We start from the raw sequence: 17,842 nt of genomic DNA, 5'->3' as shown, positions 1-17,842 counted from the left end.
GTCGCGTTTTCTCACAGCGCCGACTGGATGGCTGTGAATTCTCGGCCGGCCCCATCATCGGTGTCCGTGAACTCCGATGCCGTTGCCAGCGCAGCAGCTGCGGTCCCCGCATGCACCGCTGCGAGCTGCCCGACCCCGAGCAGGTGGCTTGCCTGGGCCCCGGCGAACGCCAGAAGGAACTCCTGGCCGATCAACCCGAAGACCGGCACCATCTGAGCGATGTTCGCCGCGGCGTTGATGGATCCCGCACTGGCCACGGCAGCGGACATGAGTGCCGCCGTGTCACCGAACGCCTCGATGGCAGCAGGAACAGCAGTGATCTCGGACATCGAACCCCCGTTGATGTGAATGGTGAAGCATGTACTTGCAGAAGCGGACCGGCCGAGGCCGGTCGTGCTGATGACTGCGTCGTGAACTAGGACGCCGGCGAATGCGGTGTGGTTCCGATCGGAGACCGCCGACGCACGGCGCCCGGCCGGCTGGCGACGAGCTCGGTGAAGGACTCGTTGAAGTCCTCGAGCACAGCAGCACGCCGCGCAAAAGCGTGAGCGGCAGCGGTGGACGCGGTGGCGACCACGAGATCACCCAGCTCTGTCGCGCCGATGGCGTGTGCAGTGGGGCTGAACCACAAGCCGGTCAGCGCACCGACCCCGTCGACCTCGGCCGTGACCCGATCATCGGGTGAGGTCTCCCGTACCGAGATGGCAGCGAGCTTCTCGTTGACCTCGCGGAGTCCATCGAGCTGCGCCCGCGCCCGCGCCTCGAGTTCGTCCATGGCCGAACTCATACCGACCTCATCCAGCTACCGGGAGCACCGGCGACCGCGTCGTCCTCGTACTCGGCCCGGGCGAGGTCGTCGGGGCGCGGCAGGTTCATCGCATCGATGATCTCGTTGCTCACCCCACCGGCACGCAGTTCGTCACGCCGCGCGACACCGGCTTTCATCGCGGCCTGCTGACACAGCCTGAGCACCTCGGCGGCCAACAGGCCTGGATCTTTCCGGAGCTCAGCCGGCTCGATCCTCACCGATGTGGGCAACCCCTGATCAGTGGTCAAAACGGCAATGTTCCCGGTGCGCGAAGTCGCGGCAGCCACGTTCCCCCCTAGATTTCTTCTCCCCTGTGGTTGCAGATAGTACCCACAAGCGCCGACAACGCCAGTCCAGAACATCCGGCGAACCGCCCGTTGGTCTATAGTCCGTGCAGGCGGTGTGCAAGACAGGGCCGGGTGATGTCGCCGGCGCCGTGAGCACGCCGGGGTGCGGGGCAGTTCGGGGAGATCGTAGAACTGTGTCCGGGGGTTCGATCGTGCAACAGGGGGCAGTACTTTGAGTTTCGACAATGCCGACGTGCCGGCGGCTCCGCCCTGGCTGCAGGACGCAGCAGAGGTGGATGTCGCCGCGTTCGGCGCGCCTCGAGCCACCGATCATTCAGTCCCACAGCAGGATTCGTCACCGGTTCCCGACGCCCGTTTGCAGGAACCGTCGACCGAACACGCACCGGGCAGGCACGGACAGGCGCCCACGAGCGCCTCCGAACCTCCAATAGACGAACCACAATCGACTCACGACGGACACCCAACGCCCACGCCGCACAACCGCCCATCGCCGGACGTGGTGCCGACAGCAGTTCCGCAGCCACACTTCAGCGCCGCGCATGACGGACCCGCGCCCACGGCATTCGATCCTCTGATGTCGCAGAGCATTTCGCCGGCCCCGGCACCGCAACCCGGCCCTCCCCATTCCGGCCCGCCGCACCATCCCGGCCCGCCCCAGTACCCGACCCCCGATCAGCAGACCGCCCAGCACTTCGCCACTCCGCCATTCGTCACCGGACCGGGCCCCGCACCCTCTCAACACTTTTCGACGACGCCGCCACCGCACATCTCTGCATCGCAACCGGCATCGCACACCGGCCCCGGCCCGGCCCAGCACATGACTCCCCAGCACCATGCGCCACATACCTATCCCGGCCCGGCGGGATTCGCACCGCAACCCCCGGTGTCGGGGCCGGCCACCCTCGACGAGGTGGCGCTACTCCGCAAGGCACGGCGCGCCCCGGCCAGTGGATGGCGACGCACCGTCCACAAGTTGTCCGCAGGCGCCATCAACCCAGGCGAGTCCCCGGATGACCTGATCTACAAGCAGCTCCTCGATCGGGTGAACCAGCCGGTGCGCGGCGACTACCGCATAGCGGTTCTCTCTCTCAAGGGCGGCGTCGGAAAGACAACCGCAACAGTCGGCTTGGGATCGACCTTCGCTTCTCTGCGCGGCGATCGAGTGATCGCGGTGGACGCGAACCCCGACCTGGGCACGCTTGCTCAGCGCATTCCGCAGCAGACGCGGTCCACCGTGCGCGACCTGCTCTCCGATGAATCGATCTACCGGTACTCGGATGTGCGGGCCCATACCTCCCAGGCGCCGAGCCGGTTGGAAGTTCTTGCTTCCGAACGTGATCCCGCGGTTGCCGAGGCGTTCAGCGAGACCGATTACCGCGGCGTGATGACGGTGCTGCAGCGGTTCTACAACATCATCATCACCGACTGCGGCACCGGGTTGAGCCACTCGGCGATGAACGGTGTGCTCGACATGGCCAATTCACTCATCCTCGTCACCTCGCCCGCCATCGACGGTGCCCGCAGCGCGGGTGCCACCCTGGACTGGTTGCAGGCGCACGGTTTCGGGCATCTGGTCTCCGGCGCGGTGGTGGTACTCAGCTCGTCGCGCCCCGGGGCGTCCACCATCGACACCGGTCAGCTCAGCGCCCACTTCCTCACCCGTTGTCGCGCGGTGCAGCAGATCCCGTTCGACGACCACCTCGCCGAAGGCGCGGAGGTCGACCTCGACCTTCTCGGCAAGACGACCCGCAGGGCATTTGTCGAGTTGGCGGCCACGGTCGCCGAGGACTTCTCGACCACCGCATCGCGACGGGGCGAGCCCTTTTACAACTCCTGACCCATCCGGTCGACCAGCGAGGTACGAGAATGAACTATCCCATGCCATACGACGATTCGGGCGTTCCTGATCCATACGATCCGACGCGGGCGGCAAATCCGTCACAGCCGTGGGATCAGACGCACTATCAGCAGCAGCCGTTTCCGGCGCCGCAGTTCGCTCCGCAACCGTTCTACAATCAGCCGTACGGGCCCGGGTACGGGTTAGGCGGCGACCCGGGCGCACCGTTCGGTCGTGACCCGTTCACCGGAGAACCGTTGTCGGACAAGTCGAAAGCGACGGCCGGCCTGTTACAGCTTTTTCTGGGAGGCTTCGGCGCCGGCCGCTTCTACCTCGGCTCGAACGGTATCGCCGTCACTCAGCTCATCACGCTGTTCGTCGGTTGGCTGCTGACCCTCGTCCTGGTCGGCTGGCTGGTGTTGTTCGGCCTCGGCATCTGGGTGATCATCGATGCGATCATGATGTTCACCGGCGCGGTGCGAGACCCGCGGGGATTCAAGCTGCGTCCCTGACCATCGGGCGGCCTGGAGATGCACGGGAGGCCCGTGGAAGCGGTCAGTCGCCGCAGCACCCGGCCGGGTCGATCGCCGACCTGACCTCGCGGGTCACGGAATTTCGTTCGGCGACTTGCTCATCGGGAGGGTAGTCCACCCCGACGAGACTCAGGCCGCACGCCGGCGCAACGGGCACCTCGCTGGAGCGAACCCGTTGTCGGAGGAGTCCGGCGCACCATTCGGGTGTCCGTCGACCCTCCCCCACCACGGCGACCGCACCCACGAGTGAGCGCACCATCGACCAGCAAAAAGCGTCGGCACTCACTTGGGCCACGAGCACGCCGTAGTCGTCACGCACCCATTCGAATCGCTGCAGGTCCCGAACGGTGGTCGCCCCGTCACGCCGGCGGCAGAAGGCGGCGAAATCGTTCAGACCCACCAGTTCTGAGGATGCCTGCTGCATCCTGTCCACGTTGAGAGGTCGTGTCCATGCCGCCGTGGTGCGGGCAGCCACCGGCTCGGCACCCCAGGGATCATCGGCCAGTCGGTACTCGTAGTGCCGGCGCAGCGCCGAGAATCGGGCGTCGAACTCGACGGGTGCGGTCTCGACATCCTTCACCCGGACGTCGGGCGGCAACATCTTCGCCAGCCGTCGAACGAGGTTCGCGGGTTCACCGGCGATCGACCTGGTCTGCAACGCCTCACCGGACACGTCGAAGTGGGCGACCTGACCGGTGGCGTGCACGCCGGCATCGGTGCGTCCGGCGACCGTCAGGGTGACGGGCTCTCGGACGATGGTGGACAGTGTCCGCTCCAGAACCCCACACACCGTGCGCTGCCCGGGTTGTCTGGCCCATCCGGCGAAATCTGTTCCGTCATAACCGATCTGCATACGCAGCCGGACCGGCGAGACGAAATGACGAAGCCCGCCACCGGAAAATCCGGTGACGGGCTCGTCAGACATGTTCTCGCTCAGGCGTCCGACTTCTTGTCGTCGGAGCCTTCGGCCTTGCCTTCGTCGACGATCTCGGTGGCGCTCTCCGCGGTCGTCTCCTCGGTGAAGCCCTCTGCGACGGCGTCGGCGTTCTCGACCTGTGCGTCGGTGGCCTCATCCAGGGTGGCCTCGACGACATTGTCGCCCTCGGACACCTCGGCGGGAACCTCGGCGACGGGCTCGGAAGCCTTCTGCTTCGAGGCAGCAGCGCGGGTGGCCCGATCGGCCTCCGACGAAGCCGTCTTCTCCCGGACCAGCTCGATCACTGCCATGGGGGCGTTGTCGCCCTTGCGCGGCAGGGTCTTGATGATGCGGGTGTAGCCACCGTTGCGGTCGGCGAAGAACGGGCCGATCTCCGCGAACAGGGTGTGCACGACGTCCTTGTTGCGAATGTCCTTGAGGACCTCACGACGGTGGGCGAGGTTGCCGGCCTTGGCGTGCGTGATCAGCTTCTCCGCGTACGGACGCAGCCGCTTCGCCTTGGCTTCGGTGGTGGTGATCCGGCCGTGCTCGAAGAGCGAGGTGGCCAGGTTCGCCAGCATCGCTTTCTGGTGCGAAGCCGACCCACCGAGGCGGGTACCCTTTGTGGGCTTGGGCATTTCGAACTCCTAGGGTTAACTCTCGGCCTCTCGGCCGTGAGCTGGGTTGCGATTAAAGCTGTTCGGTTTCCGCGAAATCCTCGCCGGCATCGGCATCGGAGAATGCGGCGTCATCTGACCACGTGCCGGTGGCCACGTCGTATCCGGCCACCTGGGACGGATCGAAGCTGGCCGGGCTGTCCTTGAGTGCCAGGCCGAGTGCGTGCAGCTTGACCTTCACCTCGTCGATCGACTTCTGGCCGAAGTTGCGGATGTCGAGAAGGTCTGACTCGGTGCGGGCCACCAGTTCGCCGACCGTGTGCACTCCCTCGCGCTTGAGGCAGTTGTACGAGCGAACGGTGAGCTCGAGATCCTCGATCGGCAGGCTGAACGATGCGATGTGATCGGCTTCGGCGGGCGAGGGTCCGATCTCGACACCTTCTGCTTCGATGTTCAGCTCACGAGCGAGCCCGAACAGCTCGACGAGGGTCTTGCCGGCCGAGGCCAGCGCGTCCCGCGCGGTGATCGAGTTCTTGGTCTCGACGTCCAGGACCAGACGGTCGAAGTCGGTGCGCTGCTCGACGCGGGTGGCCTCCACCTTGTAGGTGACCTTGAGGACCGGCGAGTAGATCGAGTCGACCGGGATACGGCCGATCTCGGCGCCCGAGGCCTTGTTCTGCACGGCCGGGACGTAACCGCGACCGCGCTCGACCACGAGCTCGATCTCCAGCTTGCCCTTGTCGTTCAGGGTGGCGATGTGCAGATCGGGATTGTGCACGGTGACACCGGCCGGAGGCACGATGTCGGCACCGGTGACTGCACCCGGTCCCTGCTTGCGCACGTACATGGTGACCGGCTCGTCCTCTTCGGAACTCACGACCAGGCCCTTGAGGTTCAGGATGATGTCGGTGACGTCTTCCTTGACCCCGGGAACGGTGGTGAACTCATGCAGCACACCGTCGATGCGGATGCTGGTGACAGCAGCGCCGGGGATCGACGAGAGCAGGGTGCGGCGAAGCGAGTTGCCGAGCGTGTACCCGAAGCCCGGCTCGAGCGGCTCGATGACGAACTTCGAGCGATCGCCGGAGATGACCTCTTCGGAGAGTGTGGGTCGCTGTGAAATGAGCATAGATTTTTCCTCCTGTGTGAACGTCCGCTATATGACGCTCGACTGCGACAGCAAACCCTTGTGTCTGCTGCCAGGGGCCGACCAGACGCTGGGCAGGGCGAACCCTGCCCAGCGACGAACGGCGGTTACTTCGAGTAGAACTCGACGATGAGCTGCTCGGTGAGGGGCACATCGATCTGCGCGCGCTCAGGCTCCGAGTGCACCAGGATGCGCAGCGTGTCAGGGACAACCTGCAGCCAGCCCGGCGCCTTGCGATCGGCCTGGATTTCCCTGGCGATCTGGAACGGGGTGGTCTGCAGCGACTTCGGGCGGACATCGATGATGTCGAAGCGAGAGACGCGGTAGCTGGGCACATCGACCTTCACACCGTTGACGGTGAAGTGGCCGTGGCTGACCATCTGACGCGACTGGCGACGCGTGCGGGCCAGGCCTGCGCGGTACACCACGTTGTCGAGGCGGGTCTCCAGCATTTTCAGCAACTCGTCACCGGTCTTGCCGTTGCGACGGTTGGCCTCTTCGTAGTAGCGACGGAACTGCTTCTCCATCACTCCATAGGTGAAGCGGGCCTTCTGCTTCTCCTGGAGCTGCAGCAGGTATTCGCTCTCCTTGATCCGCGCGCGGCCGTGCTGGCCGGGCGGGTAAGGGCGACGTTCGAACGCCTGGTCTCCGCCGACGAGGTCGACGCGGAGACGACGTGATTTACGGGTGACGGGTCCGGTATAACGAGCCATTTTCTAGTTCTCTCTTTCCCGTTAGACCCGGCGCCGCTTGGGCGGGCGGCAACCGTTGTGCGGCTGCGGGGTGACATCGGAAATCGTGCCGACCTCGAGGCCGGCGGCCTGCAGTGAGCGGATCGCGGTCTCACGACCGGAGCCCGGTCCCTTGACGAACACGTCGACCTTCTTGACGCCGTGCTCCTGCGCCTTGCGGGCAGCGTTCTCGGCAGCGAGCTGCGCGGCGAACGGGGTGCTCTTACGTGAGCCCTTGAAGCCGACGTGGCCCGAGGATGCCCATGCGATGACGTTCCCGGCGGGGTCGGTGATCGAGACGATGGTGTTGTTGAACGTGCTCTTGATGTGCGCGCTGCCGTGCGGGACGTTCTTCTTCTCGCGACGGCGAGTGCCCTTCTTCGGGCCAGCGCTACGTGACTTAGGAGGCATGGATTACTTCTTCTTCCCGGCGATGGTCTTCTTCGGGCCCTTGCGGGTCCGAGCGTTGGTCTTGGTGCGCTGTCCGCGGACGGGCAGGCCACGACGGTGGCGCAGGCCCTGGTAGCAACCGATCTCGATCTTGCGACGGATATCGGCCTGGACCTCGCGGCGCAGGTCACCTTCGACCTTGACCGAGGCTTCGAGGTACTCACGAAGCTTCAAGACGTCTTCGTCGGTGAGGTCCTTGGCGCGCAGATCCGGGCTGAGCCCGGTGGCGTCGAGGATTTCCTTGGAGGTGGTGCGGCCAACTCCGTAGATGTAGGTCAGTGCGATCTCCAGGCGCTTCTCGCGCGGAAGATCAACACCAGCAACACGTGCCATGTGGCGTTTCCTTTGGTTCTCGGAGGTCTGCTCCCAGTCCGTCCCCTTCTCTGCGAGGGGCCCCGGCCTCCGTGCCGGGGGTAGGCGGTCATCCGTTTATGGCCGCTGGTGCTGGAAGGTCTTCTGTCGTGCCTGTATTGAGTTGTGTCGCTCTCACAAGCGATCTCCTACAAGTGCTGATCAGCCCTGGCGCTGCTTGTGGCGCAGGTTTTCGCAGATCACCATGACTCGGCCGTTACGCCGGATCACTTTGCACTTTTCGCAGATCGGCTTGACGCTCGGCTGAACCTTCACGTCAGTGATCTCCTTCAAAGCCTGCGGCGTGGCCCTGGGGCCACGCCTGTCGTTGGTGTTCACACCCGGCGGTACCGGGCATGTTGCACTGGCCCTCTCGCCCGCATCAGCGGGCCGAGGTACCGGTCGTTTACTTGTAGCGGTAAACGATGCGGCCGCGGGTCAGGTCATAAGGCGAGAGCTCCACGACCACGCGGTCCTCGGGCAGGATGCGGATGTAGTGCTGCCGCATCTTGCCGCTGATATGGGCAAGCACCTTGTGGCCGTTCTCCAGCTCAATGCGGAACATCGCATTGGGCAAGGGTTCGACAACACGGCCCTCGACCTCGATCGCGCCTTCTTTGGCCATAGCCTCCACGATTCTGGTGTGTTGACCACACCTGAACAGTTCTGTTCGGTTACCTTCTTGGCACGCACTTGTCCCGGGCTTTCGAGTCTCAGTTGGCAGGGGACTCGAACGAGCTCTGCGGATCTGGGCACAAAAACAACCCGGCGCGCGGGCGCACCGTTGATCTACATTACGCGTTCGCGCAGCTCAGGACAAATACGCCCAGTTCGGGCCGCTCAGATCCCCGCCGACCGGGCGTTTTCGGCACCTCGTGCCGTCGCCTTTAGTCCGCAGGTGTGGGGCGCCGGATTCCGAAGGCCCACGAAGTCACCTCTTGACGGCCACTCCCCTTCAGTTTACGGTGACTCCAATCACATCGATTTGAAACGTTTCAAAAGCGTTCATTCCCGTCTCATCCGCCGCCCCCCGACCGGATGCCCGATCAGTTCAAGGACCCACGATGGCTCCCACCCCGACCACTCATCTCACGGACTCCCGGGCAGGAGATGGACCACCGGCACGCCGGCGAGTGTGTTTCACCATGAACCTGCGACCCGAACGCGTGGACGACTATCTCGCGGCGCACGAGCACGTCTGGCCCGAGATGCTCGATGCCCTGCGCACCGCAGGCTGGCACAACTACTCGCTTTTCCTGCGGCGCGGCGACGGACTGGTAGTCGGGTACCTCGAGACCGACGACTTCGACCGTGCGGTGGCCGAGATGAACGCGACTGATGTCAACGCCCGCTGGCAGTCCTCGATGGCCGAGTACTTCACCGACCCCGCCGGTCGCGGACCCGATCAGACGCTCGACCGACTCACCGACTACTTCCACCTCGACTGAGGGGAGATCCCCTGCCAATCCCGTCGCGGCTGCGTCTCATCGGCATCCGCCAGATCGCATCAACCAATTACCCTGCACAAGACTCACCCCACAAGGAGTACCCATGAAATTGGGGGCCAAGAAGACCACGGGATGGAAAGCGACCATCTCCGTGGCCATGTCCAATTACATCGAGGCCGGCTCGATCATCGCGATCGCCACGAGCCTCGGATTCTGGCAAGACGAGTTCGGGATCAGCAACTTCGCGGTCGGGCTTCTCGCCGCGCTGAGCGCCAACGCCTTTGGTGCGGCCGTCGGCGCAGCAATCGGCGGGCCACTGTGTGACCGGTACGGCCGCAAGGCGATCTACACCTACGACCTGTTGCTGTACATGGTGGGTGTGCTGATCGCCGCGTTCGCGATGAACTTCACCATGCTGCTCCTGGCGTTTGTCGTGACCGGCCTGGCGGTCGGTGCGGGAGTCCCGGCATCGTGGACGTACATCGCCGAACAGGCGCCCTCGGGCGCGCGAGCCCGCCATGTGGGAACAGCACAGTTGGCGTGGTCCGTCGGGCCGCTGATCGGTTTCGCCCTGGCCGCCGCACTGGCGCCGCTGGAGTTGCTGGGTTCGCGGTTGATCTTCCTGCATCTGTTTGTGGTCGCGGCCATCGTCTGGTGGATCCGGCAAGGCCTCGTCGAATCGAAGATCTGGACCGAAGAGGGCCAAGACACCACCACAGACCAGGCACAGCGCGTCAGCGGTGGCAACGGTCTGCGCGGACTGTTCTCGCGCAAGAAGAACATCACCGCACTGCTCGTCCTGATCGGCATCTACGGGTTCTGGAACACCGTGGCGGGCCAGGCGGGCATCTTCATGCCCCGGGTGTACGAGACCGCAGGCCTCGACAGCGAGGTGCAGCAGAACCTGCTGCAGGTCTTGGTGTGGGGAATGACCGTCCTGGCAACCTATTTCGGGTTCATGCGCTATGGCGACCGCGTCTCGCAGCGCACGCTGTACGTGGCCGGCGCCGTCCCCGGCATCATCGGATGGGGCGTGTTGGTGTTGTTCACCGACGGCGGTCTGCCCACGTTGCTCATCTTCGCGATCTGCTGGGGCATCTCGAGCGGTGTCGGTGCGCAGGCCTTCTACAGCCTCTGGGCCAGCGAGTTGTTCGCCACCCCGTATCGCGCGAGTGCACAAGGCTTCATGTTCTTCGTGGTCCGCACGGCGACAGGGGCACTGAGCTACTTCTTCCCCACCCTGCTCGCTGCTGTCGGACTGGCCTGGGTCGGCCTGCTGCTCGTGACCCTGCTGACCGTCGCCCTGATCATCGGTGCGATCGCCGCCCCGAACACCCGCGGCAAAACATTGCAGCAGATCGAGATCGAGCGTTATGGCGAACCCCTCAGTCCGGAACTGGCGACTGCATCGAACGTGGCTGCGGATCGTCCCGTCCCGTCCGAGCCCGCTGACCGACCGGCGCCCGCCTCGGTGCCCACGGGTGGGGGTCTGTAGCGATGGCATCACCTCGACATGTCAGAATTGAAACGTTTCAACCACCGGACGATCGCAAGGACTCCACACCGATGACAGCTGTGAACGCACCCGGGTCTCTCCTGGAGAACCTCGCAATCGAGTTGCCGTCCTGGGCATTCGGGAACTCCGGGACCCGCTTCAAGGTCTTCGGTACCCCGGGCACGCCTCGCACCGTCGAGGAGAAAATCGCCGACGCCGCCGTCGTCAACCGCCTCACCGGATTGGCACCCTCGGTTGCGCTGCACATCCCCTGGGACATGACCGACGACTTCTCGGCGCTGGGACGGTACGCCGGCGACCACGGCGTGCGGCTCGGCACCATCAACTCCAACACCTTCCAGGACGACGACTACAAGTTCGGCAGCCTCACCCACATCGACAAGACCGTGCGCCAGAAGGCAATCGACCACCACCTGCGATGCATCGAGGTGATGGACCAGACCGGGTCGCGGGACCTCAAGATCTGGCTCGCCGACGGCACCAACTACCCCGGCCAGGGCGACATCCGGGGCCGGCAGGATCGCCTCGCCGAATCACTGGCAACCATCTACCAGCACATCGGTGAACGTCAGCGACTCGTGCTCGAATACAAGTTCTTCGAGCCGGCGATGTACATGACAGACGTGCCGGACTGGGGTACCTCCTACACGCAGGTCAGTGCCCTCGGCGAGCGAGCGATGGTCTGCCTCGACACCGGGCATCACGCACCCGGTACCAACATCGAGTTCATCGTGGCCCAGTTGCTGCGCCTGGGGAAGCTCGGGTCGTTCGATTTCAACTCGCGTTTCTACGCAGACGACGACCTGATCGTCGGGGCGGCTGACCCGTTCCAGCTGTTCCGCATCATGTGCGAGGTGATCCGCGGCGGCGGTCTCGACGCCGACTCCCCGGTGGCCCTCATGCTCGACCAATGCCACAACGTCGAAGAGAAGATCCCCGGGCAGATCCGCTCCGTGCTCAATGTGCAGGAGATGACAGCACGAGCCCTGCTCGTCGACACCGACGCACTGGCATCCGCTCAAGAAGCGGGAGATGTGTTGGGTGCCAACGGAATCGTGATGGACGCGTTCTACACGGACGTGAGGCCGATGCTGGCCCAGTGGCGCACCGAACGCGGGCTGCCCGCTGATCCGATGGCCGCGTTCGCGGCGTCGGGATACCGAGAACAGATGGCGACCGAGCGGGCCTCGGGCACCCAGTCGTCCTGGAACGCATGAGCTCACCGAAGGGAATTCGAATGACCGACAAAGCAGCCACAACCCGGGCAGTCCCGAGTACCAACCCCACCGTCAGCGCGCTGATCGAGCGGTCCAACCGACTCGGTTCCGACCCCAAGAACACCAACTATGCCGGCGGCAACACCTCGGCCAAAGGCACCGACATCGACCCTGTCACCGGCGCGGACGTCGACTTGATGTGGGTCAAGGGATCCGGCGGTGACCTCGGCACACTGACCGAGAAGGGCCTGGCCGTTCTGCGCCTGGATCGACTCCGATCCTTGGTCGACGTGTACCCCGGTGTCGAGCGTGAAGACGAGATGGTCGCCGCATTCGACTACACGCTGCACGGGCGCGGCGGCGCCGCGCCGTCGATCGACACCGCCATGCACGGCCTCGTCGACGCCGCCCATGTCGACCACCTGCATCCCGACTCCGGGATCGCCATCGCGACCGCTGCGGACGGTGAGGCCATCACCAAGCAGATCTACGGCGACCGGGTGATCTGGATCCCGTGGCAGCGACCGGGTTTTCAGCTCGGTCTCGACATCGCCGAACACAAACGCCGCAATCCGCAGGCCATCGGCACCATCCTCGGCGGACACGGCATCACAGCGTGGGGCGAGACGTCCGAGGAGGCCGAGGCGAATTCACTGGAGATCATCAGGGCGGCCGAAGAGTACATCGCCCGCAACGGGCGACCGCAGCCTTTCGGCCCGGCGCTGCGTGGGTTCGGGCCGCTGCCCGACGACGAGAGGCGGGCCAAGGCGGCGGCACTGGCGCCGACACTGCGCGGTCTGGTGAGCACCGACAATCCTCAGGTCGGTCACTTCACGGACACCGATCCCGTCCTCGAATTCCTCTCTGCTGCAGAGCATCCGCAGCTGGCAGCTCTCGGCACCTCCTGCCCCGATCACTTCCTGCGCACCAAGGTGAAGCCCATGGTGCTCGATCTGCCTGCCGACGCGTCGGTGGACGACTGCATCGCCCGACTGAAGGAACTACACGCCGCGTACCGCAAGGACTACACGGCTTACTACGAGCGCCATGCCACCCCCGACTCCCCCGCCATGCGCGGTGCCGATCCGGCGATCGTGTTGATTCCCGGGGTCGGGATGTTCAGCTACGGAAAGGACAAACAGACCGCGCGGGTTGCCGGTGAGTTCTACCTCAACGCCATCAACGTGATGCGTGGCGCCGAGGCCATCTCGCACTACCGCCCCATCGACGAGGCCGAGAAGTTCCGGATCGAATACTGGGCGCTGGAAGAGGCCAAACTGGCCCGGATGCCGAAACCGAAGCCACTGGCAACACGCATCGCGCTTGTCACCGGGGCAGCTTCGGGTATCGGCAAGGCCATCGCGCAGCGCCTGGCCGCCGAGGGTGCGTGCGTGGTGATCGCCGATCTCGACGCCGACAAGGCACAGGCAACCGCCGAGGAGATCGGTTCGTCCGACGTGGCAATCGGTATCCGCGCCGACGTCACCGACGAAGTGCAGGTGCAGGCAGCGGTCGACGCGTGTGTGCTGGCCTTCGGCGGCATCGATCTGGTGGTGAACAATGCCGGCCTCTCACTGTCGAAGTCGTTGCTGGACACCACTGCCGCGGACTGGGACCTGCAGCACAACGTGATGGCCCGTGGCTCTTTCCTGGTGTCGAAGGCGGCCGCCAAGGCCCTCATCGAGCAGCAGATGGGCGGCGACATCCTCTACATATCGTCGAAGAACTCGGTGTTCGCCGGCCCGAACAACATCGCCTACTCGGCGACGAAGGCCGACCAGGCACATCAGGTTCGCCTGCTCGCGGCAGAGCTCGGCGAACACGGCGTGAAGGTGAACGGCATCAACCCGGATGGCGTTGTCCGCGGTTCGGGGATCTTCGCCGGTGGGTGGGGCGCCAAACGTGCTGCGGTGTACGGAGTGCCAGAGGAGGAGCTCGGTGAGTTCTACGCGCAGCGCACGTTGCTCAAACGTGAAGTGTTGCCGGAGAACATCGCCAACGCGGCGTTTGTCCTGTGCAGCGCGGACATGTCGCACACGACCGGCCTGCACGTGCCGGTCGACGCCGGTGTGGCGGCGGCCTTCCTGCGATGACGAGGTCAGTGTCGACACGGCAGCTGGTGGCGGTGGATCTCGGCGCCACCAGCGGCCGGGTCATGCTCGCCGAGGTCGGTGGCGGGCAGCTGCGCATCGAGCAACTCACCCGCTTCGCCAACGGGCCCCTACCGATCTGGGACGGGGCCCGGACGGGCCTGCACTGGGATGTGCCCGGACTCTTTGCGCACATCCGAGAGGGGCTGGCACTGGCCGCGAGGCGGGCGCCCGATCTGGCGGGCATCGGCATCGACTCGTGGGCGGTGGACTACGGCCTGGTCCGCGATGGACGCCTGCTCGGTCTGCCCTACCACTACCGTGACGACCGGTCGTCCGCCGGCACTGAGATCGTGCACAACGCCGTGTCGCCGGAGATCCTGTACTCGCGCAACGGACTTCAGTTCCTTCCGTTCAACACCGTGTACCAGTTGGCCGCGGAGAAGGCGTGCGGCACCCTGACGTTGGCCGACCACGCACTACTCATCCCCGACCTCATCGGATACTGGCTGACCGGTCAGATGCGCACCGAGCTCACCAACGCCTCGACAACCGGACTGCTCGACATCCACGGGCACTGGGACGACGACCTGATGTCGACCCTGGGCTTCCCGACAGACCTGTTCGGTCCGCTGATCGAGCCCGGTTGCGAACTCGGGCAGGTGTTGCCGTCGGTCGGTTCGGGCCTGGGTCTGACAGGGGGTGCGACTGTGAACGCGGTCGCATCCCACGACACCGCATCGGCCGTTGCCGCTGTACCGATGAACCCCGACAATGCCGCCTACATCTCCTGCGGCACGTGGGGCCTGGTCGGCGTGGAACTGGCGCACCGGGTGGTGGATCAGGCCGCCCGCTCGGCGAACTTCACCAACGAGGTCGGTGCCGATGGCCGTATCCGCTTCCTGCGCAACGTCATGGGTTTGTGGTTGCTCAGCGAATCAGTACGGCAATGGGAACGCGAGGGCACCGTTATCGACCTTCCCGACCTGATCGACGGGGCCACCTTCGCCCAGCCTCCGGCCCAGGTCTTCGACACCGACGCCGACGAGTTCCTGACCCCTGGCGACATGCCTTCGCGCATCTCGAGGTGGTACACCCAGCGGGGCCTACCGGCCCCGAACGGGCATGCCGAGATGGTGCGGGCCATCTTGGAGAGTCTGGCCGCCGCTTTTGCCGAACGCGTGCAACAGGCCTCGCAGCTCTCGGCAACCGAGGTACGCACCGTGCACATGGTCGGCGGTGGAGCCCAGAACCGTCTGCTGTGCCAGCTGACGGCCGACCGGCTCGGCCTGCCGGTGCTCGCCGGTCCGGTGGAGGCCACCGCCATCGGCAACGTACTGATCTCGGCTCGCACACAACAACTGATCGGCGCCGATCTCGCCGCTGCTCGCGCGATGGTCGCGGCGGCCTTCCCCCCACAGCAGTATGATCCGCGACCAGCGGCTCTGAGAAAGGCATGACGATGAAGCGGCAGATTCCCAAGCCCCACGACCTCGCCCCCTTGATGCAGTTCAAGAAGCCGGAGTTCAACGGCAAGAAGCGACGTCTCGAGGCCGCCCTGACCATCGAGGACCTGCGCGCCATCGCCAAACGCCGGACCCCGCGCGCGGCGTTCGACTACACGGACGGGTCAGCCGAGGCGGAGCTGTCGATCGCCCGCGCCCGTCAGGCCTTCGCCGACATCGAGTTCCATCCGGCGATCCTGCGAGACGTGTCCAAGGTCTCCACCGGCTGGGACGTGCTCGGCGGCCCGGTGCAATTGCCGTTCGGCATCGCACCCACCGGGTTCACCCGGATGATGCAGACCGAAGGCGAGATCGCCGGTGCCCACGCCGCCGCCCGCGCAGGCATCCCGTTCTCGCTGTCTACCATGGGAACTGCTTCCATCGAGGATGTGAGGGCCGCGAACCCGCTCGGCCGCAACTGGTTTCAGCTGTACATGTGGAAGGAACGCGAGCGCTCGATGGCGCTTGTCGACCGCGCAGCCAAGGCCGGGTACGACACCCTGCTGGTGACGGTGGACGTACCGGTCGCCGGGGCTCGCCTGCGGGACAAGCGCAACGGGATGTCGATACCGCCGGCCCTGACACCGGGCACCGTCATCAACGCACTGCCCCGCCCCCAGTGGTGGATCGACTTCCTGACCACCGAACCGCTGGCTTTCGCGTCCCTGGACCGATGGTCGGGGACCGTCGCGGAACTGCTGGACACGATGTTCGACCCCACGGTCACCTTCGACGACCTGGCCTGGATCCGCGCCCAGTGGCCCGGCAAGCTGGTGGTCAAAGGCATCCAGACGGTGGCCGACGCCAAGGCCGTCGTCGAGCTGGGGGTGGACGGGCTGGTGCTGTCCAATCACGGCGGCAGGCAACTCGACCGGGCCCCGATCCCGTTCCACCTGTTGCCCCACGTCGCAGCCGAGGTGGGCCGCGACACCGAGATCATCCTCGACACCGGCATCATGTCGGGCGCGGACATCGTGGCGGCAGTTGCGCTCGGAGCCCGGTTCACCCTCATCGGCCGGGCCTACCTGTACGGCTTGATGGCGGGCGGCGAGGCAGGCGTCAACCGCACCGTCGACATCCTCGCCGAGCAGATCGAACGCACCATGCGGCTGCTCGGTGTCACCTGTCTCGAAGAGCTCAACCCAGGGCACGTCACCCAACTCATCCGGCTCGCCCCGATGCCCGCACACGCCCCGTCGCCGGAGACGACCCGATAGCCTTTCGGACAGATACCCGCTCGACCGATCATCCGGTCTGCGGTCCCCTGGGTGGCGTCGAGAGGAGCGTGCGGCGATGGCGGTGAGCGTTCGCGACGTCGCCGCTGCGGCAGAGGTGTCCGTCGGGACGGTCTCCAACGTCCTCAACGCACCGGAGAAGGTCGCCCCGACCACCGTCGAACGGGTCCATCGAGCCATCGCCGACCTCGGATTCGTCCGCAACGATGCGGCCCGCCAGCTCAAGGCGGGCCGGTCACGGTGTGTCGGGCTGATCGTCCTCGACGTCGGTAACCCGTTCTTCACCGACCTGGCGCGGGCGGCCGAACGCAGGGCCGCCGAGAACCGGCTCACCGTACTCCTCGGGACCTCCGACGATGACCCGGCACGAGAACGCGCATACGTCGAAACCTTTGACGAACAACGCGTTTACGGCGTCCTGGTCTCCCCCGTCGGAGACGACCTGAGCCGTCTCGCCGAGCTCCACCGACGCGGGACCCCGGTGGTGCTGGTGGACCGTCGCGGCGAGGGGAGCCCGTTTTCGTCGGTGGCAGTCGACGATGTCGCCGGGGGCAGACTCGCTTGCGAACATCTCTGCGCGATCGGTCGCCGGCGCATCGCCTTCATCGGCGGACCGGCAGGTCTTCACCAGGTCGCCGACCGGTTGAGCGGTGCACGTGAGGCGGTCGCCGAAGTCGAGGATGCCCAGCTCGAGGTCATCACCACGGGCGCCTTGAGCGTGCTCGCGGGACGCGCTGCCGGTGAGGGCATCCGCTCGCGCCCGGCGGCCGACCGTCCCGACGCCATCTTCTGCGCCAACGACCTGTTGGCCATCGGCGTACTGCAAGCACTGACGATGCTCGGAGACGTGTCGGTTCCCGGGGACATCGCGCTGATCGGGTACGACGACATCGACTTCGCACAGTCAGCCGTCGTTCCTCTCTCGTCGATCCGTCAGCCCAGTGGCCGACTCGGGACTCACGCCGTGGACCTGCTGCTCGCCGAGACGGACAGGGCTCCGGGCGCCGGTCCCGAGCACATCCTCTTTCAGCCGGAGCTGGTCGCCCGTGCCTCCACCGTGGGCGCGACACCGAGCGATCAGGCCATCGGCAGCTGACCGCTGGCGCACGCCCCGCAATCGTGAAACACTCGTT

General features: G+C 65.6%; 20 protein-coding genes. 9 read left to right on the top strand and 11 right to left on the bottom strand.

The window, feature by feature from the left end; all coding sequences use genetic code 11:
• Window positions 1–11: 11 nt before the first annotated feature.
• The 3 genes from CSW57_RS18105 to CSW57_RS18095 all read right to left on the bottom strand — a co-directional run bounded on the left by CSW57_RS18105 (window position 12) and on the right by CSW57_RS18095 (window position 1,056).
• Window positions 12–329: a type VII secretion target gene (locus CSW57_RS18105; RefSeq protein WP_023955911.1), complete on the bottom strand. Its 318-nt coding sequence runs from the start codon at window positions 327–329 to the stop codon at window positions 12–14.
• 86 nt (window positions 330–415) lie between these two features.
• Window positions 416–787, bottom strand: a complete 372-nt coding sequence (locus CSW57_RS18100; protein ID WP_189339309.1) for a YbaB/EbfC family nucleoid-associated protein — start codon at window positions 785–787, stop codon at window positions 416–418.
• A complete protein-coding gene (locus CSW57_RS18095; protein WP_197037636.1) occupies window positions 784–1,056 on the bottom strand; it encodes a hypothetical protein in 273 nt (90 codons plus the stop codon). The genes CSW57_RS18100 and CSW57_RS18095 overlap by 4 nt, the downstream gene beginning before the upstream one ends.
• A gap of 271 nt (window positions 1,057–1,327) precedes the next feature.
• Between CSW57_RS18095 and CSW57_RS18090 the strand changes: the two genes are divergently transcribed.
• Both CSW57_RS18090 and CSW57_RS18085 read left to right on the top strand, forming a co-directional pair.
• The gene (locus CSW57_RS18090) at window positions 1,328–2,953 is read left to right on the top strand and encodes an AAA family ATPase (protein WP_099383992.1); all 1,626 of its coding nucleotides are present in this window, start codon (window positions 1,328–1,330) and stop codon (window positions 2,951–2,953) included.
• A 29-nt stretch (window positions 2,954–2,982) separates the two neighbouring features.
• Complete coding sequence (locus CSW57_RS18085; protein ID WP_099383991.1) at window positions 2,983–3,465, top strand: TM2 domain-containing protein; 483 nt, start codon at window positions 2,983–2,985, stop codon at window positions 3,463–3,465.
• Window positions 3,466–3,508: 43 nt separating this feature from the next.
• Here CSW57_RS18085 and truA read toward each other — a convergent pair whose 3' ends face one another.
• From truA to infA, 8 genes are all read right to left on the bottom strand, one after another.
• The gene (gene truA, locus CSW57_RS18080) at window positions 3,509–4,411 is read right to left on the bottom strand and encodes a tRNA pseudouridine(38-40) synthase TruA (protein ID WP_099383990.1); all 903 of its coding nucleotides are present in this window, start codon (window positions 4,409–4,411) and stop codon (window positions 3,509–3,511) included.
• 8 nt (window positions 4,412–4,419) lie between these two features.
• A complete protein-coding gene (gene rplQ, locus CSW57_RS18075) occupies window positions 4,420–5,040 on the bottom strand; it encodes a 50S ribosomal protein L17 (protein WP_062798836.1) in 621 nt (206 codons plus the stop codon).
• 52 nt (window positions 5,041–5,092) lie between these two features.
• Window positions 5,093–6,148, bottom strand: a complete 1,056-nt coding sequence (locus CSW57_RS18070; RefSeq protein ID WP_030164647.1) for a DNA-directed RNA polymerase subunit alpha — start codon at window positions 6,146–6,148, stop codon at window positions 5,093–5,095.
• A gap of 125 nt (window positions 6,149–6,273) precedes the next feature.
• The gene (gene rpsD / locus CSW57_RS18065; RefSeq protein WP_023955918.1) at window positions 6,274–6,879 is read right to left on the bottom strand and encodes a 30S ribosomal protein S4; all 606 of its coding nucleotides are present in this window, start codon (window positions 6,877–6,879) and stop codon (window positions 6,274–6,276) included.
• Between the two features lie 21 nt (window positions 6,880–6,900).
• Complete coding sequence (rpsK, locus tag CSW57_RS18060; RefSeq protein WP_023955919.1) at window positions 6,901–7,308, bottom strand: 30S ribosomal protein S11; 408 nt, start codon at window positions 7,306–7,308, stop codon at window positions 6,901–6,903.
• A 3-nt stretch (window positions 7,309–7,311) separates the two neighbouring features.
• Window positions 7,312–7,680 (bottom strand): 30S ribosomal protein S13, encoded by a 369-nt coding sequence (gene rpsM, locus CSW57_RS18055; protein WP_023955920.1) that lies wholly within the window; start codon window positions 7,678–7,680, stop codon window positions 7,312–7,314.
• A 180-nt stretch (window positions 7,681–7,860) separates the two neighbouring features.
• Complete coding sequence (rpmJ, locus tag CSW57_RS18050; protein WP_005207978.1) at window positions 7,861–7,974, bottom strand: 50S ribosomal protein L36; 114 nt, start codon at window positions 7,972–7,974, stop codon at window positions 7,861–7,863.
• A gap of 130 nt (window positions 7,975–8,104) precedes the next feature.
• Window positions 8,105–8,323, bottom strand: coding sequence for a translation initiation factor IF-1 (gene infA, locus CSW57_RS18045; RefSeq protein ID WP_020109371.1), 219 nt, complete (start codon window positions 8,321–8,323; stop codon window positions 8,105–8,107).
• Window positions 8,324–8,762: 439 nt separating this feature from the next.
• Between infA and CSW57_RS18040 the strand changes: the two genes are divergently transcribed.
• The 7 genes from CSW57_RS18040 (at window position 8,763) to CSW57_RS18010 (ending at window position 17,805) form a co-directional block, all read left to right on the top strand.
• Entirely contained in the window at window positions 8,763–9,146 is a 384-nt protein-coding gene (locus tag CSW57_RS18040; RefSeq protein ID WP_099383989.1) for an L-rhamnose mutarotase, read from the top strand.
• 103 nt (window positions 9,147–9,249) lie between these two features.
• A complete protein-coding gene (locus CSW57_RS18035) occupies window positions 9,250–10,641 on the top strand; it encodes an MFS transporter (RefSeq protein WP_099383988.1) in 1,392 nt (463 codons plus the stop codon).
• Between the two features lie 71 nt (window positions 10,642–10,712).
• Window positions 10,713–11,879 carry an L-rhamnose isomerase gene (rhaI, locus tag CSW57_RS18030; protein ID WP_099383987.1) on the top strand — a complete coding sequence of 389 codons (1,167 nt, stop codon included), beginning with the start codon at window positions 10,713–10,715 and terminating at the stop codon, window positions 11,877–11,879.
• Window positions 11,880–11,899: 20 nt separating this feature from the next.
• On the top strand, window positions 11,900–13,972 hold the full coding sequence (locus tag CSW57_RS18025) for a bifunctional aldolase/short-chain dehydrogenase (RefSeq protein WP_099383986.1): 2,073 nt from the start codon (window positions 11,900–11,902) through the stop codon (window positions 13,970–13,972).
• Window positions 13,969–15,429, top strand: a complete 1,461-nt coding sequence (locus CSW57_RS18020) for a rhamnulokinase (RefSeq protein WP_099383985.1) — start codon at window positions 13,969–13,971, stop codon at window positions 15,427–15,429. Before CSW57_RS18025 ends, CSW57_RS18020 begins: the two co-directional genes overlap by 4 nt.
• Before the next feature lie 2 nt (window positions 15,430–15,431).
• Window positions 15,432–16,691 (top strand): alpha-hydroxy acid oxidase, encoded by a 1,260-nt coding sequence (locus CSW57_RS18015; RefSeq protein ID WP_099383984.1) that lies wholly within the window; start codon window positions 15,432–15,434, stop codon window positions 16,689–16,691.
• 76 nt (window positions 16,692–16,767) lie between these two features.
• Entirely contained in the window at window positions 16,768–17,805 is a 1,038-nt protein-coding gene (locus tag CSW57_RS18010) for a LacI family DNA-binding transcriptional regulator (RefSeq protein WP_099383983.1), read from the top strand.
• The last annotated feature ends 37 nt before the right edge of the window (window positions 17,806–17,842 follow it).

Origin of the sequence: Williamsia muralis (genome assembly GCF_002735905.1) — a bacterium.
Classification (GTDB): domain Bacteria; phylum Actinomycetota; class Actinomycetes; order Mycobacteriales; family Mycobacteriaceae; genus Williamsia; species Williamsia muralis_A.
Note: the sequence above shows the minus strand (reverse complement) of the source record. Positions and strands in the feature narration are given on the sequence as shown.

What these genes read in the sequence shown, in the direction of transcription:
- CSW57_RS18105 (WP_023955911.1), bottom strand. Translation starts at nt 329, where the DNA reads ATGTCCGAGATCACTGCTGTTCCTGCTGCCATCGAGGCGTTCGGTGAC.
- CSW57_RS18100 (WP_189339309.1), bottom strand. Translation starts at nt 787, where the DNA reads ATGAGTTCGGCCATGGACGAACTCGAGGCGCGGGCGCGGGCGCAGCTC.
- CSW57_RS18085 (WP_099383991.1), top strand. Translation starts at nt 2,983, where the DNA reads ATGAACTATCCCATGCCATACGACGATTCGGGCGTTCCTGATCCATAC.
- truA (WP_099383990.1), bottom strand. Translation starts at nt 4,411, where the DNA reads ATGTCTGACGAGCCCGTCACCGGATTTTCCGGTGGCGGGCTTCGTCAT.
- rplQ (WP_062798836.1), bottom strand. Translation starts at nt 5,040, where the DNA reads ATGCCCAAGCCCACAAAGGGTACCCGCCTCGGTGGGTCGGCTTCGCAC.
- CSW57_RS18070 (WP_030164647.1), bottom strand. Translation starts at nt 6,148, where the DNA reads ATGCTCATTTCACAGCGACCCACACTCTCCGAAGAGGTCATCTCCGGC.
- rpsD (WP_023955918.1), bottom strand. Translation starts at nt 6,879, where the DNA reads ATGGCTCGTTATACCGGACCCGTCACCCGTAAATCACGTCGTCTCCGC.
- rpsK (WP_023955919.1), bottom strand. Translation starts at nt 7,308, where the DNA reads ATGCCTCCTAAGTCACGTAGCGCTGGCCCGAAGAAGGGCACTCGCCGT.
- rpsM (WP_023955920.1), bottom strand. Translation starts at nt 7,680, where the DNA reads ATGGCACGTGTTGCTGGTGTTGATCTTCCGCGCGAGAAGCGCCTGGAG.
- infA (WP_020109371.1), bottom strand. Translation starts at nt 8,323, where the DNA reads ATGGCCAAAGAAGGCGCGATCGAGGTCGAGGGCCGTGTTGTCGAACCC.
- CSW57_RS18040 (WP_099383989.1), top strand. Translation starts at nt 8,763, where the DNA reads ATGGCTCCCACCCCGACCACTCATCTCACGGACTCCCGGGCAGGAGAT.
- CSW57_RS18035 (WP_099383988.1), top strand. Translation starts at nt 9,250, where the DNA reads ATGAAATTGGGGGCCAAGAAGACCACGGGATGGAAAGCGACCATCTCC.
- rhaI (WP_099383987.1), top strand. Translation starts at nt 10,713, where the DNA reads ATGACAGCTGTGAACGCACCCGGGTCTCTCCTGGAGAACCTCGCAATC.
- CSW57_RS18025 (WP_099383986.1), top strand. Translation starts at nt 11,900, where the DNA reads ATGACCGACAAAGCAGCCACAACCCGGGCAGTCCCGAGTACCAACCCC.
- CSW57_RS18020 (WP_099383985.1), top strand. Translation starts at nt 13,969, where the DNA reads ATGACGAGGTCAGTGTCGACACGGCAGCTGGTGGCGGTGGATCTCGGC.
- CSW57_RS18015 (WP_099383984.1), top strand. Translation starts at nt 15,432, where the DNA reads ATGAAGCGGCAGATTCCCAAGCCCCACGACCTCGCCCCCTTGATGCAG.
- CSW57_RS18010 (WP_099383983.1), top strand. Translation starts at nt 16,768, where the DNA reads ATGGCGGTGAGCGTTCGCGACGTCGCCGCTGCGGCAGAGGTGTCCGTC.